Annotated in this window: 17 protein-coding genes; 8 read left to right on the forward strand and 9 right to left on the reverse strand. The window is 64.4% G+C overall.

Annotated elements, in window-relative coordinates; translation table 11 throughout:
* Positions 1–14: 14 nt before the first annotated feature.
* The 4 genes from F8G81_RS23075 to F8G81_RS23090 all read right to left on the reverse strand — a co-directional run bounded on the left by F8G81_RS23075 (position 15) and on the right by F8G81_RS23090 (position 3200).
* Entirely contained in the window at positions 15–1367 is a 1353-nt protein-coding gene (locus F8G81_RS23075) for an aminomethyl transferase family protein (protein ID WP_267276935.1), read from the reverse strand.
* 182 nt (positions 1368–1549) lie between these two features.
* Positions 1550–1870 (reverse strand): MoaD/ThiS family protein, encoded by a 321-nt coding sequence (locus F8G81_RS23080; RefSeq protein ID WP_416377081.1) that lies wholly within the window; start codon positions 1868–1870, stop codon positions 1550–1552.
* Positions 1830–2936 carry a WD40/YVTN/BNR-like repeat-containing protein gene (locus tag F8G81_RS23085; protein ID WP_267276937.1) on the reverse strand — a complete coding sequence of 369 codons (1107 nt, stop codon included), beginning with the start codon at positions 2934–2936 and terminating at the stop codon, positions 1830–1832. The genes F8G81_RS23080 and F8G81_RS23085 overlap by 41 nt, the downstream gene beginning before the upstream one ends.
* Before the next feature lie 63 nt (positions 2937–2999).
* A complete protein-coding gene (locus tag F8G81_RS23090; protein ID WP_267276938.1) occupies positions 3000–3200 on the reverse strand; it encodes a hypothetical protein in 201 nt (66 codons plus the stop codon).
* Positions 3201–3581: 381 nt separating this feature from the next.
* On the opposite strand from F8G81_RS23090, the gene F8G81_RS23095 reads away from it, so the two are divergent.
* From F8G81_RS23095 to F8G81_RS23120, 6 genes are all read left to right on the forward strand, one after another.
* The gene (locus F8G81_RS23095) at positions 3582–4211 is read left to right on the forward strand and encodes a hypothetical protein (RefSeq protein WP_267276939.1); all 630 of its coding nucleotides are present in this window, start codon (positions 3582–3584) and stop codon (positions 4209–4211) included.
* Between the two features lie 121 nt (positions 4212–4332).
* Positions 4333–5103, forward strand: coding sequence for a class F sortase (locus F8G81_RS23100; protein WP_267276940.1), 771 nt, complete (start codon positions 4333–4335; stop codon positions 5101–5103).
* Positions 5104–5162: 59 nt separating this feature from the next.
* On the forward strand, positions 5163–5681 hold the full coding sequence (locus tag F8G81_RS23105) for a universal stress protein (RefSeq protein ID WP_267276941.1): 519 nt from the start codon (positions 5163–5165) through the stop codon (positions 5679–5681).
* 240 nt (positions 5682–5921) lie between these two features.
* Complete coding sequence (locus F8G81_RS23110) at positions 5922–6275, forward strand: metal-sensitive transcriptional regulator (RefSeq protein WP_267276942.1); 354 nt, start codon at positions 5922–5924, stop codon at positions 6273–6275.
* Between the two features lie 106 nt (positions 6276–6381).
* Entirely contained in the window at positions 6382–6621 is a 240-nt protein-coding gene (locus F8G81_RS23115) for a heavy-metal-associated domain-containing protein (RefSeq protein ID WP_267276943.1), read from the forward strand.
* A gap of 25 nt (positions 6622–6646) precedes the next feature.
* Positions 6647–9103: a heavy metal translocating P-type ATPase gene (locus F8G81_RS23120; RefSeq protein ID WP_267276944.1), complete on the forward strand. Its 2457-nt coding sequence runs from the start codon at positions 6647–6649 to the stop codon at positions 9101–9103.
* Between the two features lie 18 nt (positions 9104–9121).
* Here the strand turns inward: F8G81_RS23120 and F8G81_RS23125 are convergent, their stop codons facing one another.
* On the reverse strand, positions 9122–9394 hold the full coding sequence (locus tag F8G81_RS23125) for a DUF2277 domain-containing protein (protein WP_267276945.1): 273 nt from the start codon (positions 9392–9394) through the stop codon (positions 9122–9124).
* Between the two features lie 133 nt (positions 9395–9527).
* On the opposite strand from F8G81_RS23125, the gene F8G81_RS23130 reads away from it, so the two are divergent.
* On the forward strand, positions 9528–9866 hold the full coding sequence (locus F8G81_RS23130; protein WP_323809221.1) for a hypothetical protein: 339 nt from the start codon (positions 9528–9530) through the stop codon (positions 9864–9866).
* Positions 9867–9977: 111 nt separating this feature from the next.
* Here the strand turns inward: F8G81_RS23130 and F8G81_RS23135 are convergent, their stop codons facing one another.
* Positions 9978–11093: an EamA family transporter gene (locus tag F8G81_RS23135; protein ID WP_416377082.1), complete on the reverse strand. Its 1116-nt coding sequence runs from the start codon at positions 11091–11093 to the stop codon at positions 9978–9980.
* Positions 11094–11164: 71 nt separating this feature from the next.
* Between F8G81_RS23135 and F8G81_RS23140 the strand changes: the two genes are divergently transcribed.
* The gene (locus tag F8G81_RS23140; protein ID WP_267276946.1) at positions 11165–11710 is read left to right on the forward strand and encodes a CGNR zinc finger domain-containing protein; all 546 of its coding nucleotides are present in this window, start codon (positions 11165–11167) and stop codon (positions 11708–11710) included.
* Positions 11711–11813: 103 nt separating this feature from the next.
* Here the strand turns inward: F8G81_RS23140 and F8G81_RS23145 are convergent, their stop codons facing one another.
* From F8G81_RS23145 to F8G81_RS23155, 3 genes are all read right to left on the reverse strand, one after another.
* Complete coding sequence (locus F8G81_RS23145; protein WP_267276947.1) at positions 11814–12194, reverse strand: hypothetical protein; 381 nt, start codon at positions 12192–12194, stop codon at positions 11814–11816.
* Positions 12195–12320: 126 nt separating this feature from the next.
* On the reverse strand, positions 12321–12911 hold the full coding sequence (locus tag F8G81_RS23150; protein ID WP_267276948.1) for a hypothetical protein: 591 nt from the start codon (positions 12909–12911) through the stop codon (positions 12321–12323).
* 25 nt (positions 12912–12936) lie between these two features.
* Positions 12937–14277 (reverse strand): MATE family efflux transporter, encoded by a 1341-nt coding sequence (locus tag F8G81_RS23155; protein ID WP_267279343.1) that lies wholly within the window; start codon positions 14275–14277, stop codon positions 12937–12939.
* Positions 14278–14292 lie beyond the last annotated feature (15 nt).

Below are 14292 nucleotides of genomic sequence, written 5' to 3' on the forward strand. Positions count from 1 at the left end.
CCCTTGGTCCGGCCTCAGGGCGCCCGGTAACCGCCCCGTGCAAACTCGCTGAACGGTGCCGGAGCGACCGTGGCGCGGATCTCCACCTGGCGGTGCCGCTCCACCTGAACCTTGCGGGAATTCGGCTCCTCGCCCCAGACCACCACCACCTCCGTTCCGGTCTGGGAATGCCCGACGTCGATCGTCGCCAGGGAGAGGAAGGCCTGCTCATTGGCGAGGTAGCCGACGTCGAGCGACATTCCGACGGTCTCCCCTTCCTTCAGGATCCGGTCTGTCTGGTACAGCGCATAGCGGGACTTCGGAAGCTCGATGTACTTGGCAGGAATCCCGTCACCCAGGATGGATCCGAGCGCGTCCTTCACGTCGTCCTTATTCCACACGAGCGTGACTTTGGTGCGCCGTTTATCTTCGGAGTGCCGCTGCAGGGCTTCCTTGCCAAGGAATTCATGGTCAAAGGACACCGAGCGGCCGAGCCCGATGTCGTAGGGGGTGAGGTAGTAGTCGGTGATATCAGTCGAGTAGAAGCTGCCTCCCAATGAACCGGCCTTCGACACGTCCAGCCATTCGCGGTACGCCTTGAGCTCAGGCTGGAAGATCGCCGGCGGCGGGGAAGGCACCCACCCGGAGCCCAGGTTCGCCGATGAGTATCCCTTGGCCCCCACCGGCGTGATGCCGAATTCCTCGCCGTCGGCCAGCAGTTGCTCACGCACCCCGGCCGCATCGCCCCACGGACCCCACAGCTCGAAGCCCGGCTGGCCCGCCATGCCGTGGCGGAGGACGCCTACACTGTGACCGCCGACTTCGATTTCACCCATGTGGAAGAACTTCAGTTCAGGTGCCGGCTTGCCGGTGACCTTCTCGATGATCGCGAGCGCGTTCGGCCCCTGCAGCTCATACCGGAAGAGCTTGGGATCGCCCTGCCTGATCAGCGAGTGGTCGTCGCGCTCGAGGGTGACGTCCCAGTCGCCGGAAGAGATGTTGTATTCGACCCAGTCGCTCAGCATGGGAAGGGCCACCAGGTCGAACGAGTCCTCGCCGAGATGGAAGAGGATGCCGTCTCCGATGAGGTACCCGTCATGGTTAACGGCTACCAGTTGCTTTGCCCTCCCCACCTGGTAGCCGGCGGCGGAATTCGTCCCGATCCACGTGAAGAACTTTGTTGCATCGGGGCCGCGGACGAAGAGGTCTGCCATGTGGTGTGACTGGTCCAGCAGGGCGCATGAATCCCGCCATGACGCCTGTTCGCTCCGCCAATTCGTGAACTCAGGGGTCACCGGGAAGGTGAACGGCCTGGAGTAGGCATTGCGCAACACCTCGACGGCGCTGCCCTGCCGGTCAATGGCGGACTGAAGGCTCTGGTTTGTCATGGCGATCCCTCCGTAGGACGGCGACACAGCGCACTGGGATGAACGGCGTCGTTCTTCCTGAATCTCACGATACGCCGCACGAACCTGTCATGGCAGGGGCATGGCTGGGAGGGGCTGTGGTTGGGAGGCGGCCAGTTGCAGCGGCACCTGTCCGAGCTGAAACTGTTGTCAGGTGAAGCTGTCTAGCCGCCCGCCACTGACTGGATGACCAGCACCTCCTGGCCGGCAGCCACCTCGGTTTCCAATCCCTGAAGGCGCCGTACCTCATCACCGTTGACGTATATATTCACGTAGCGGCGCAGCGCCCCGGTTTCGTCCCGCAGGCGCCTTGCCAGCACAGGGTAGTTCCCGGTCACTGAATCCAGCAGCTTCGCCACAGTGACCGGCCCGTCGGCAGGTGCTGTCAGGACAGGCTGCCCGCCGGCCAAAGGCTGGAGGACGCTGGGGAGCACCACGCTGATATCAGGCACCTGCCACCACGGCTGCCCGCACGCACAAAACATCGGGAAGATGGGAAGCCACTTCCGTGAAGGTCTCCCCTTCATCCGCACTGGCATACACAGTGCCGCCGCGCGTGCCGAAGTAGACGCCCGCCGGCTCCGCGGAATCCACTGAGGCGGCATCGCGCAGCACGCTGTTGTACTCGTTTTCCGGCAGTCCGGAGTCCAGCCGTTTCCAGCTGGCCCCGGCGTCATCCGTCCGGTGTACCGCCAGCTTTCCGTCCGGCGGGATCCGCTCGCCGTCGGCCTTCAGCGGCACCACCCAGGCCGTTCCTTCACGGCGCGGGTGCGTCAGCATCACAAAGCCGAAGTCCGCAGGCAGGCCTTCCGCGATGGACTCCCAGTTTTCGGCATTGTCATCGGTGCGGTAGACGCCGTGGTGGTTCTGCGCGTAGAGACGGCCCTCGACGGCGGCATCCGCCGCTATCTTGTGCACGCACTGTCCGAACTCCGGGTTCGGATCGGGCATAAAGTACGCGGAGATCCCCTTGTTCCTCGGCTCCCAGGACGTCCCGCCGTCGAGCGAACGGTAAACTCCGCCGGTGCTCATGGCCACGTGCACGTTGTCCCCGGCAGGGTTCACCACAATGGAATGGGCTGCCGCGCCTCCAAAGCCTGCGCCCCATTCGCTCCGGTGGGGGTGGTCCCACAGCCCCCGGTTCAGCTCGAAGTGCTCCCCGCCGTCGGTGGATTTCCAGACGGATATCGGCTCGGCACCTGCCCAGACCACACCTGGCCGCGACTCTGCGTCCGGGTAGATCTGCCAGATGCGTTCCAGAGCAGCGCCGGTATCTTCAGGAAAGCCAATTGCGCCCTGCTCAGGCTCCGTCCAGGACGCGCCCAGGTCATCCGAGTGTGCCACCGTGGGGCCCCAGTGCTCAGACCTCACGCCAACCATGATCCGGGTCCGGCCATCCCGCGTGTCAATGCCAATGCTGGGGACCTCGGTCATGAGGAAATGCGGTCCGGAAAGTGACCAGTCCTGACGGTCCGGGCTGGTGGCCAGCCACAGGCCTTTTTTGGTTCCGATCGCTACGACAAAACTCTCTGCAGGTGACATGAACCCCATGCAACCACTCCCACCGGACGGTGGCAACGGTTTTGGCTGTGAAGCATGTTCTCCGTGGTGCTGTCAGTCCACAAATTCAGACTGGGTCTCGATGAAATCCCAGTCGGCTTCCGTGAGGACCGAGACGGGGGTATCCGGATGTGGTCCGCCTGCCTCGGCGATGCCCTGGAGCACTGGGAGGGGCAACTCCTCGGCGCGCAGATTCTCGCGGAGCCATTCCTTCGTTGCCAGATCCAGATCCAGCCACCACATGAAGATTTCCATGCCGTTCACGCACCTTTCATATGTCTCCACGTTAGGCGTGGGCATGGCTGCGTACAAGGGAAAGATGAGCGGTTCCACGCCCCGCTGCAGTGACCGTCATGCTCCGCAGTTTTCTGTTCGGGTTGGACGGACGCATCCGGCAAACACTCCTGCCCCACCTTCCGCTGGATACACAAGTAGTACGCGCTGGCTTCCGGGTACCCACAGGTAACAGGGGCCGTTAAGTACCCGGGAAAGACGAGTACTCGCTACTCGCGACTGCCTCCATCCCCCGGCCCTAGCCTGAAAACTCAAGCAAGCTGGCTGTGCTGCTGGGGCACTGAGAGTCGTCGCTTCTCCCCCTTCGGCGTGGTCCGTTTCCAACAGACTGGGGAAAATATCATGAAAAAGACTTTTGCAACCGCGGCGGTGGTGGGACTGGGACTGCTCGGTGTCACCGCCCCCGCCATGGCCGCCGAAAAGATTCTCATCTGCCATGCAACCGGCAGCGAGACAAACCCCTACGAAGGGGTCTTGGTGGACTACCACGCCCTGAATGGCCACGACGCAGACACGATGGACATCATTCCGCCGAACCCGCTGCTGCCGGACGGCCAGAACTGGACGGCTGAGGGGATCGCCATCAACCTCAACAACTGCATGCCGGCCACTGTGGTGCCGCCGGTTGTTGTGGTTGACCCGGTCGTTGTGGTGGATCCCCCGGTGGTAGTGGTTGACCCCCCGGTGGAGGTGGTCGATCCTCCCGTGGTGGTCAGTCAGCCAGTGACTCCGTCCGCTGTCACTCCCCCTGCCGCCCAGGCGCCTGCCCCACAAGTTGTTGCGAAGGCACCAGCCAAGACGGCAGTTACCAGCCGGGGCACGAATCAGGGTTTCAACGCCCAGACCGCAGCCGGCGGGAACGCCGCCGACAGCGCACCGTCCTGGTTGGGAGGCCTGGGTGTGCTGGTCGCTGCAGGCATGGCTATTGCGGTCCGTCGCCGGTCCAGCACGGTAGTGCCGGCAGCCAGCTAGGCCCCGGCGCTGGGACTGTCCCAACGCTGCCGCACACAAGTCCACATACAAGGAGGGCGCCCCGCCGGATGAGGCAGGGCGCCCTCCTGCAAAAACTTCTTTCCACGGCACAGGGGGCATTATGGGAAAGCACCGCGTATCCACCACAAAACGCCTGCGCGGCTTTACCCGCGCAGACGCAGCCATCCTGCTGTGCGGGATCCTGGGGTTTCTTTCCCTCACATTCGGCGCACCGCTCCTCCAGGCGGCGGAACACGGTGCAGGCGGAACGGCCGCCACGGCTCAGTCGGTGGGAACGGCGTCGTACATTGAGTGGCCCGATTCCGCTGGCGCCACCCAACCGGCGGCCGGCCCTGCGGCATCGACACAGGCGGCGTCCGATCCCGCGGCCCCGCTGGCTGCGGCAGCAGCTGAACCGGCACCGGCACCAGCCGTTCCCGCTCTTCCCGATGCCTCCGCACCCGTACGTATCCAGTACGCGGCCGCAGCAATCGATACCAGCGTCCATCCTCTTGAGCCGGACAACTCCGCGGTGGCCAGCCAGACCATCGTGCCGCCCACCACCATGGACGGATATTGGTTGACGCCGTTCGGCTCGCCGGGAAACGGATCAACGAACACCACCTACATCATTGGCCACAGCTGGGAAGGCCGTGATGCCCCTTTTAACCACCTCAGCTCGGACGCGGCGGTGGGTGACGAGTTCGACGTCGTGACCGGCAACGGCACCATCCGCTACCGCGTGGACAGCGTGACCACCTACGTCAAGGCCGCCCTGAAGGACAGCCCCATCTGGGACATGGTGCCCAACCGTGTGGTGCTGATCAGCTGCTACACGGAAGACCCTTGGGGTAAGAACGTGGTGGTATCGGCGTCGCCCGCTGTTGCCTGAAAAGCCTGCCCACCAGCCACGGTACTGTTCAAGTGCCGCTGCCGGACAGACAATGAGCTATGACTCCAGAACGTTTCAACACGTCGGCTCCGCTGCTGGTGGGGATTGTGCCGAACCAGCATCCGGAGGTTCTTCAGACGGCGGCAGCCCTCGCAGTCAAGCTCTCGACCCCGCTCGTGTGCGCCTACGTGGATGAAGCTAGTTATCTGGTGGAATGGGACCCTGCCAGGTCAGCGCACCGGCTGTCCCTGCATCCGGAGAAGAACGACGACGACATCCGGGCCGTGACCGTGGAGCTTGGGGCTGTGATCGAATCCGCGATGCACGAAGCAGCCGCAGGAGGTGCCCCGCCGGAATGGAGCCTGCGCACCCTGGCCGGGGATCCTGCCCGGGCACTTGCCCGTCTGGCCGCGGAAAGCAACGCCCCCATGATCATTGTGGGGACGTCCGAGCGCGGGCTGGTTCACAAGATTTCCGAAGTCCTGAACGGCTCGGTGGGGGCGTGGCTGACCCATCATCAGAGCAAACCGGTGCTGCTGGTCCCCTATCGGATGCCGGCCCATCAAGACGGATTGTGAGCGCTAAATAATAAAGCGAAAGTAGTTATTCGAGGTGGTGGCGGAGAGCGTTCCGCCCACGTAAGCTGGTTCAAGCAGAGAGATCCGGTCGAGAGAACGGAAAGTGAATCTGCCCAAAGGCTGCTCCGGAGTGCGTATCCCCCAATAACGCACTCCGGAGCTTTTTAATGCCCTTTTGGAGCAGTGGGATACCCCCAGGGGGTACTTGCCATATACCCCCACCCGGTATAAGTTGGCATTATGAACGCACCGGAAGAAGCTGCCCAAGTGCTGCCTGCCGCTGAATCGCAGCCCGAGCACGCACACGGCTACACAGGAAATAAAGAAGCATACCTGCGTCGTTTGAAGCGGATCGAAGGCCAAGTACGGGGAATCGCCCGCATGGTTGATGAGGACAAATACTGCATCGACATCCTGACCCAGGTCTCGGCGGTAACCAAAGCCCTCCACGCTGTGAGTCTTGGGCTGGTTGAGGAGCACATCGGGCATTGTGTTGTGGGAGCTGCAGCCGAACCCGACTCGGCCCTGCGGGCGGAGGCCATCGATTTCAAGGTCAAAGAGGCCGCCGACGCTATTGGCCGCCTGCTTCGCTGACCCAACACCCTGCATCCTTCACAGCGCTCTTCAACCCACCCCATACTTCAGACTGCAACTAACACATCGCCGGCCCACAGGCCGGCCAGAACCCAGGGAGCCAGCCATGAGCACCACCTCCACAGTCACCACCACCGTCAGCGTTTCGGGCATGACCTGCGGCCACTGCATCTCATCGGTGAGTGAAGAGCTTGAAGCTCTCGCCGGCGTCGAAGCTGTCGACGTCGATCTCAACGCCCGGGGCATCTCCACCGTCACCATCACCTCCAGTGATGAACTCTCGCCCTCCGAAATCGGCGAGGCTGTGGCCGAGGCCGGCTATCTCGTCGTTGCCAACGAAGCCTGAACCCCCAGGGATCCGAACGGGCACCATGACTAACGAACAACTCCTCCATCAGGGCGGGAGCCGGGTGGTTGAACTTGATATCGAGGGCATGACCTGCGCGTCCTGTGTGAACCGCGTGGAAAAGAAGCTTGGCAAGCTCGACGGCGTGGAAGCCTCCGTCAACCTTCCCCTGGAATCAGCGCACGTGACGGCTCCGGACGGCGTCACGGATGAGCAGATCGTGAATACGGTTAATGCGGCGGGTTACAAGGCAACTGTCCGCCTGCGGCAAGAGGCGCCCCGGCAGGACGACAAGCAGGGGCAGGACGAAGGGCAGGAAGAAGGGCAGGAGGGGCACCCGGGCTACGGGCCGGATGGCCATGAACCATCCAGCCATGTCCAGCACAGCGACGCGGCGGCCGCACTGAAGCCGCGGCTGATCGTGGCTGCCGTCCTGACCGTTCCCGTGTTCCTGATCTCGATGCTCGAGGCCTTCCAGTTCCCGCATTGGGGCTGGGTGGCCGGGGCTCTCGCGCTGCCCGTGGTCACGTGGGCGGCCTGGCCTTTCCACCGGGCGGCAGCCATCAATGCCCGCCACCTCGCCTCCACCATGGACACCCTTGTATCCATCGGCGTGTTAGCCGCTTACCTGTTCTCCGCCGCGCAGCTCCTGATGGATCCCCGTATGACCGAACACCCGGGAATGGCGGGGATGGAGTCCGGCGGCCTGTACTTCGAGGTGGCCGCGGGGGTCACCACCTTCCTGCTCCTGGGCCGGTTCCTGGAAGCACGTGCCAAGCAAAAGGCCGGTGATGCGCTCAGGGCCCTGCTGAATCTTGGAGCGAAAGACGCCACCGTCCTCCGTAACGGTACGGAGCGCAAGATTGCCGCCGGGCACCTCCAGGTGGGTGACGTCGTGGTGGTGCGCCCCGGCGAGAAAATCGCTGCCGACGGAATAGTGATCGATGGCAGTTCTGCCGTTGATGCTTCCCTGGTGACGGGCGAGTCGGTGCCGGTGGAGGTGGGCCCGGACAGCAAGGTCACGGGGGCCACCATCAACACTTCCGGCCGGCTGCTTGTCCGTGCCACCCGTGTGGGCTCCGAAACCACGCTGGCGCAGATGGCCCGCCTGGTGGCGCAGGCTCAGACGGGGAAAGCCCCCATCGCCCGTCTGGCGGACCGCGTCAGCGCCGTTTTCGTTCCGGTTGTCCTGGTCATCGCTGTACTCACCTTTGCGCTGTGGCTCCTCTTCGCCGGGCCCGTTATCAGCGAGGCGGAACTGCGCGCTGCCTTCACGGCGGCGGTCACTGTCCTGGTCATTGCCTGCCCCTGCGCGCTGGGGCTTGCCACACCGGTGGGCCTGCTCACCGGCTCCGGCCGTGGCGCCCAACTGGGCATCCTGATCAAGGGCCCCCAGGTCCTGGAGGACACCCGGACCGTGGACACCATCCTGCTGGATAAGACCGGCACGGTAACTACCGGGAAGCTCGCCGTAGACGGCATTGAGGCTTTTGGCAGCTTCGGCCGCTCCGAAATTCTTCGCCTCGCCGGCGCCGTCGAAGCGGCGTCCGAGCACCCCATCGCGCACGCCATCGCCGCGGCCGCGCTGGCAGAACGTGCCGCCCATGCCGTCCAGCAGACGGGCAGGGCGGATGCCCTGGAGCCGTCGCTCACTGGACAGTCGGCTCCTCCGCCTCCCTTGGCCGGGGCTGCAAACCAAAGCCAGGACGACGACGGCGGGCGCCTTCCCGCCGTCGTGCACTTCCGCTCCGCGCCAGGCGGCGGTGTGGCCGGAACCGTGGAAGGGCAATTGGTCCTGGCCGGCCGGACAGGATGGCTGGAGGAAAACGGCGTCTCCATCTTGCCCGCCGAGCGCCAGGCGTTTGCCGCGGCCGAACTGAGCGGCGCCACAGCCATCTGGGTCGCGGTGGACGGCAGGACCGCAGGCTTTGTCACACTCCGGGACACCATCAAGGAAGGCTCAGCGGCTGCCATCTCGCGCCTCAGGCTGCTGGGTCTGCGCCCCATCCTTCTGACCGGCGACAACGGCGCGGTAGCAGCGCAGGTTGCCGCCGCCGTCGGCATCGCCCCGGAGGACGTTTACGCGGAAGTCCTGCCGGCCGGAAAAGTTGAGGCCGTGCGAAAGCTGCAGACCGCCGGCGCCACCGTAGCCATGGCCGGCGACGGGGTCAACGATGCCGCAGCCCTGGCGCAGGCAGACCTGGGCATCGCCATGGGCTCAGGCACTGATGTGGCCATCGAGGCTGCGGATCTGACAGTGATGGGCAACGATCTGGGCCAGGTGGCCCAGGCCATCGAACTGTCCCGCCGGACCCTGGGCACCATCAAGACGAACCTGTTCTGGGCCTTCTTCTACAATGCGGTGGGCATACCGGTGGCCGCACTGGGCCTGCTCAATCCCATGATTGCCGGCGCTGCGATGGCGGCAAGTTCAGTCCTGGTGGTGGCGAACTCGCTCCGGCTTCGCAGCTTCGGCAAGTAGCCACTCAGGTCAATACAGCTAAGCCGCGCCGAACCTGACGGCGGAGCGAGCCTTGGCCTTGGCCGCCTCTTCCTCACGGTCCTTGGGAGGAGCCTGGGTAACAAGCGAGTCCAGGAGGTGCTGGGTGATGTGGGCGATCTCGTGCACCGCCTCCTGGAAGGCTTCCTCGTTGGCCTTGGACGGCTTGGTGCTGCCGCTGATTTTCCGCACGTACTGGAGTGCGGCGGCGTGCACCTCTTCGGAGGAGGCGTGCGGTTCAAAGTTGTGGAGGGTTCGGATATTCCGGCACATATTGACATGCTAGGCTCTGGAGCGCCTGGGATCGACCCCCTCGGCCAGCTGCCGAGGTACCCGACCATGGGGAGTGCTTCATGGGCAGTGGTGCCCATCGACACTGTTTGGGGGCCGGGATAGGTTTTAGGCAATGGATCTTCCGGACAAGCCGGAGGCCGCTGGGGAGCCGATCTGGATCGGATCCAAAAAAATGAAGGAGAACACCATGGCTATTTGGGGCGCAGACGTAGAAGGTCTCAGGACTCTCAGCACAAAGCTCAATGGAGGTGCCGAGGCTATCGAGGCTCAGAAGAATGAGCTCAACTCACGGCTCGAAGGCACGCAGTGGATGGGCCCGGACGCGGACAAGTTCCGCAGCGAATGGTCCGGCACCCACATGACCTCGCTTTCGCGGGTCGTTGACGCCCTGCGTGAAGCCGGCACCCGTGCGGGCAAGAACGCCGACGAGCAGACCACCGCTTCGGCCTAGTCTCCACCGTTTGACGAGGGCCCGGACACATCATGTGTCCGGGCCCTCTGACGTTAACTTTTTTGGGCCGTGGCTGGGTGGTGTTTGCCGGGCAGTGTCAGCGGGCGGAGCTTACGGTACGGGTTCGACGTCGTTGGCATGCGCCAGCGGCGACACCCGCTTTTCAGCTCCCGCCCTTTCTGCGGCCACCTTTTCCGACGCCGGCTCTTCCGACGCCGCCTCTTCCCCATCTGCCACTGTCCGAGCTGACAGTTTTGTGGGCGGTGTCCGGGGCGGGCGCAGTTCATCAAGCCGGACCAGGATGACACCGCCGACGATGAGGGCCCCGCCCAGCAGCTGGATGACACCGGGAAGTTCACCCAGCAGCAGCCATGCCCAGATCACAGCAAACAGAACCTCTGTGAGCGACATAAAGGACGCTACTTTGGAGCCCAACGCACGGGCAGCCATGATGCCGGATACGTAGGCCAAAACCGTCGCCAGGATGACCAGCCCGCCTACCGAGACCCACCACGGCGTCACCCAGGGGCCGAGCCTGGTATCGGCCGTGCTGAATTCCATCGACAGCAGACCTGTGGCGCCGGCCAGCCACATCACTGCCGCACCAACCATCAGTCCCACTGAGGCCAGGACGATCGGCGGCAGGGAGTCGTTCTCCTTGGCGGTGATGAAGAAGTACATGGCAAGGCAGACTGCCGCGGCAATTCCCCAGAAGACGCCGACGATATCGACCTTAACGGCGCCTGTGAGGTCAAGCACCAGGACCAGCCCGGCGAGGGACAGCAGCGTGCCGCCGAAGGTGAGCGCACGGGGCCGTTTCCGGCTGGCAGCCCACAGCCAGAGCACAATAATCACCGGCGCCAGGTACTCCAGGAGGAGCGCCACCCCCACCGAGAGCCTGGCTACCGCGTTGAAGTAGAAAAGCTGGCAGGCGGCCACGCCGATCAGCCCAAACAGCACGATGGTGATCCAGTTGTCCCGCAACTGGTGCCAGTTTCCGCGCAGCGCGAAGAACGCCGGAATGGCGAGGATCAAGGCGGCGCCGGTGAGGCGGGCGGTCACCGCTGCCCCCGGCGACCACCCGGTTTCCAGGAGTGCTTTGGCGAACGAGCCCGAGATTCCGAACACGGCAGAGGAAAACAGCGCGATCCACAGCCCCCGGGCTCCAAAGCCGCGGCGCCCTGCAGCTGGTGGCCGGCGGAACCGGATGGTTTTGGCGGCGGGCAACGTCGCCTCCTGTCAGGAGTAAAGTGGGGTAATGGTCATGACACTACGCGCCCTCCCTGTAAGGAGTCAAGATGCTTTTTGCCCCTGACACGGACGTTGCGCTGCGCACCGTCGTCAACCTGATCAATACCGCCGCGAACGGTAGGGAAAACCTGGCCAGCGTTGCCGACCTGGACCGCTTTCTGGAGGCGGAAGGATTCAGCGGCTCACGCACCCGCGATGACGCCGAACTCGCCAGCATCCATGAGCTACGGAGTCAACTGGCTGTGCTCTGGACCATGGATGAAGACGCCGCCGTGCAGACCGTTAATCGGCTCCTGAGGGACGCCAATGCCCTCCCCCAACTGATGAAGCATGACGAATGGGACTGGCATCTGCACGCCACCACGCGTGAAGCGCCGCTGGCGGACCGAATGAGCACCGAGGCTGCCATGGCGCTGGTGGACGTCATCCGCAGCAAGGAGATGGACCGGATGCTGGTCTGCGAGGCGGAAGGCTGCGACGCCGTGGTGCTGGACCTCAGCCGCAACCGCTCGAAGCGGTACTGCGACACGGGGAACTGCGCCAACCGGATGCATGTTGCCGCCTACCGGGCACGCCAGGCGGCAACAACCTGACTCCCCACTAAGAGTTATTGTCCAGATGCGGCGGGTTGCAAGCGCTCCAAGTCGCTACATCTGGACAAAACTCGCCGAGGGTGGGGCCGGCCGAAGGTGCTGGCTAGGTTCCGGTGCCTTTGCCGCCGGAATCCGGATTATCGGATTCCGGAGCGCCGGGACGCGCCGCTCCCTGGCTGCCGTGGCCGCCAAATCCATGAGAGGACTTCTTGGCCGAACTCAGGTTCACGCCGGACCCCTTGCCGAGGTGCTCTGCGTTGTCCTTGTAGCTCATGGAAAGCATGGCGGCGATGACCAGGGTGACGATGAAAGCGATGCCGGCGCCGGTAAAGGCCAGGTCAAAGCGCGGGGCACGGGAACTGCCGCCGGAAGCGAAAATGAGTACTGCAAAGAAGGCGATGACGGCCCAGAACGCGGAGAACATCAGCGGCCCCTTCACCGAGGTCCGCAGCCTGCGCGGTTTTCCTGGTTGCTGGTCTGCCAAGGTGGTTCCTCCCGTTCAGGCATGGCACTGCGGCGGCCTGGTTTGAATATTGTGGTGTGAATACGTCCTGCGCTGCATTCACCCGCGGCGATTCTTCTACGCTGAGTAGAACCGTGCCTTCCTAGTTTACGGCTTCTGGCTGGCTGGCTCGGCATCGTGCCGGAGGGTCAGCCCGGACAGCGTCCACAGAACTCCGGAAATGATGGCTCCGCCACCGGCAACGCCGAGCAAAGCGTGGGCGCCCAGGCTGATGAAAAAGGGCAGGGCAGCAGCGGTGCCAAGGCCAACGATGCCGGAGATGAGCCAGTCCCTGGCCAGGACATGGCGGCCGCGGTACTGGACACCGCAGTACAACTCGACGGCGCCCGCGAGGCCCAGGCCCAGAGCCGCCAGGACCCCCCAGACCAGGTCCCCGTGAATCAGGACCAGAGCCACGCCGCCGCCGGCAAGGGCCGATCCGGCGACGGAGAAAATCCTCCCCGGCATGGCGTCAGTGCGGAAACCGGCCAGCGGGATGCCCTTGAGGAACAGCAGGCCGGTGGCCAGCAGATAGAGTCCGCCCGCCCAACCCATCACGGCGATGGACGGTGAAGCCCAAAATACCGTCACCGCGCCAAACATCAGCGCCGCCCCGGCACGCAGGAGGATGGATTTCCACAGCTCGGCTTGGGGTGCGGTACCTGGGGACGTTCCTGCGGGTGTCAGCGGTTGGGTCACCGGACCAGTTTAGTGGCCGCCGACGCTAGGACGAACCGAGCACCATCCAGCGATCGGACCGCGCACGGAGACCGAGCGTCAGGGCGCGGGCGGCCATATAGCCCAGGGCAAAGGCGGCCCAAAGCCACATCAATCCTGGTCCGCCGGAAATACCGGAAGCACTGACTGCCAGGAGCATGGGCACGTACACCGCAAGATTGACCATGCCCGCCAGCGCCAGGTACTTCGCATCCCCGGCGCCGATCAGGACGCCGTCGAGGACAAAAACATACCCGGCGACAGGCTGGCCCACTGCGAGTACCCACAGCGCCAGGGTGAGGGCGGACTGCACACCGGGATCCGGCGTGAACAATGCGCCTGCCCACGGCGCAGCCAGGGCCAGCAGGATTCCGGTGACCACCCCAAAGCCCGCACCCCAGCGGATCATGGTGCGGGTCAACTGGCGTGCCCGGAGGGGATGTGATGCCCCCAGTTCCTTTCCGATCAAAGCCTGGGCGGCGATTGCCAGGGCATCGAGCGCGAAGGCGAGGAATGAAAAGATGGTCATGGCCAGCTGGTGGGCCGCGAGGTTGGTTGCGCCCTGGGCTGTGACCACCAGGACTGTAGCCAGGATGGCCACCCGCAGGCTGAGCGTGCGCAGCATCAGCCAGGAACCAATCCGGGTCATGGTGCGGATCCCGTGCCAGTCCGGCAGCAGGCTGACCCCGTGCCGGGCGGCATTCCGCTGGACCATCACGAGATAGACGGCCGCCATGGCCCACTGCGCGATGCTGGTACCCACCGCCGAACCCGTCACTGACCAGCCCAGGCCGTACACAAGCCAGAGGTTGAGGGCGATGTTGAGTCCAAAGCCCGCCGTGGCCACCACCAGGGGGGTGCGCGTGTCCTGCAGCCCGCGCAGAACCCCGGTCCCGGCGAAAATGAGCAGCATGGCCACCAGTCCGGGCATGGACCACCGGAAGTAGTCCACGGCGTAGGAGCGAACGTCACCCTGGGCACCCATCAGTTCCACCAGGGGTTCGGCGGCCACAAACCCTGCCGTGGCAAGGACAATGCCCAGCAAGAGGGCCAGCCACACGCCGTCACGGCCTGCAGCCAGCGCCTTTCCGAGCTGGCCGTGGCCAATGGCCCGGGCCACTGCGGGCGTGGTGGAGTAGGCCAGGAAAACCATCAGCCCGACGACGGTATGCAGCACCGCCGAAGCCAGCCCGACGCCGGCCAGTTGGGCGACGCCGAGATGACCAACTATGGCGGAATCAGCAAGCAGGAACAGAGGTTCGGCAATAAGCGCGCCGAAGGCCGGCACAGCGAGCCGCAGGATCTCCCGGGCGTGGCCAGCAGGCACCGTCGTATTGGCATCAGGCATGGTTTGGCGAGGCAC

Source organism: Arthrobacter sp. CDRTa11 (assembly GCF_026427775.1).
Classification (GTDB): domain Bacteria; phylum Actinomycetota; class Actinomycetes; order Actinomycetales; family Micrococcaceae; genus Arthrobacter.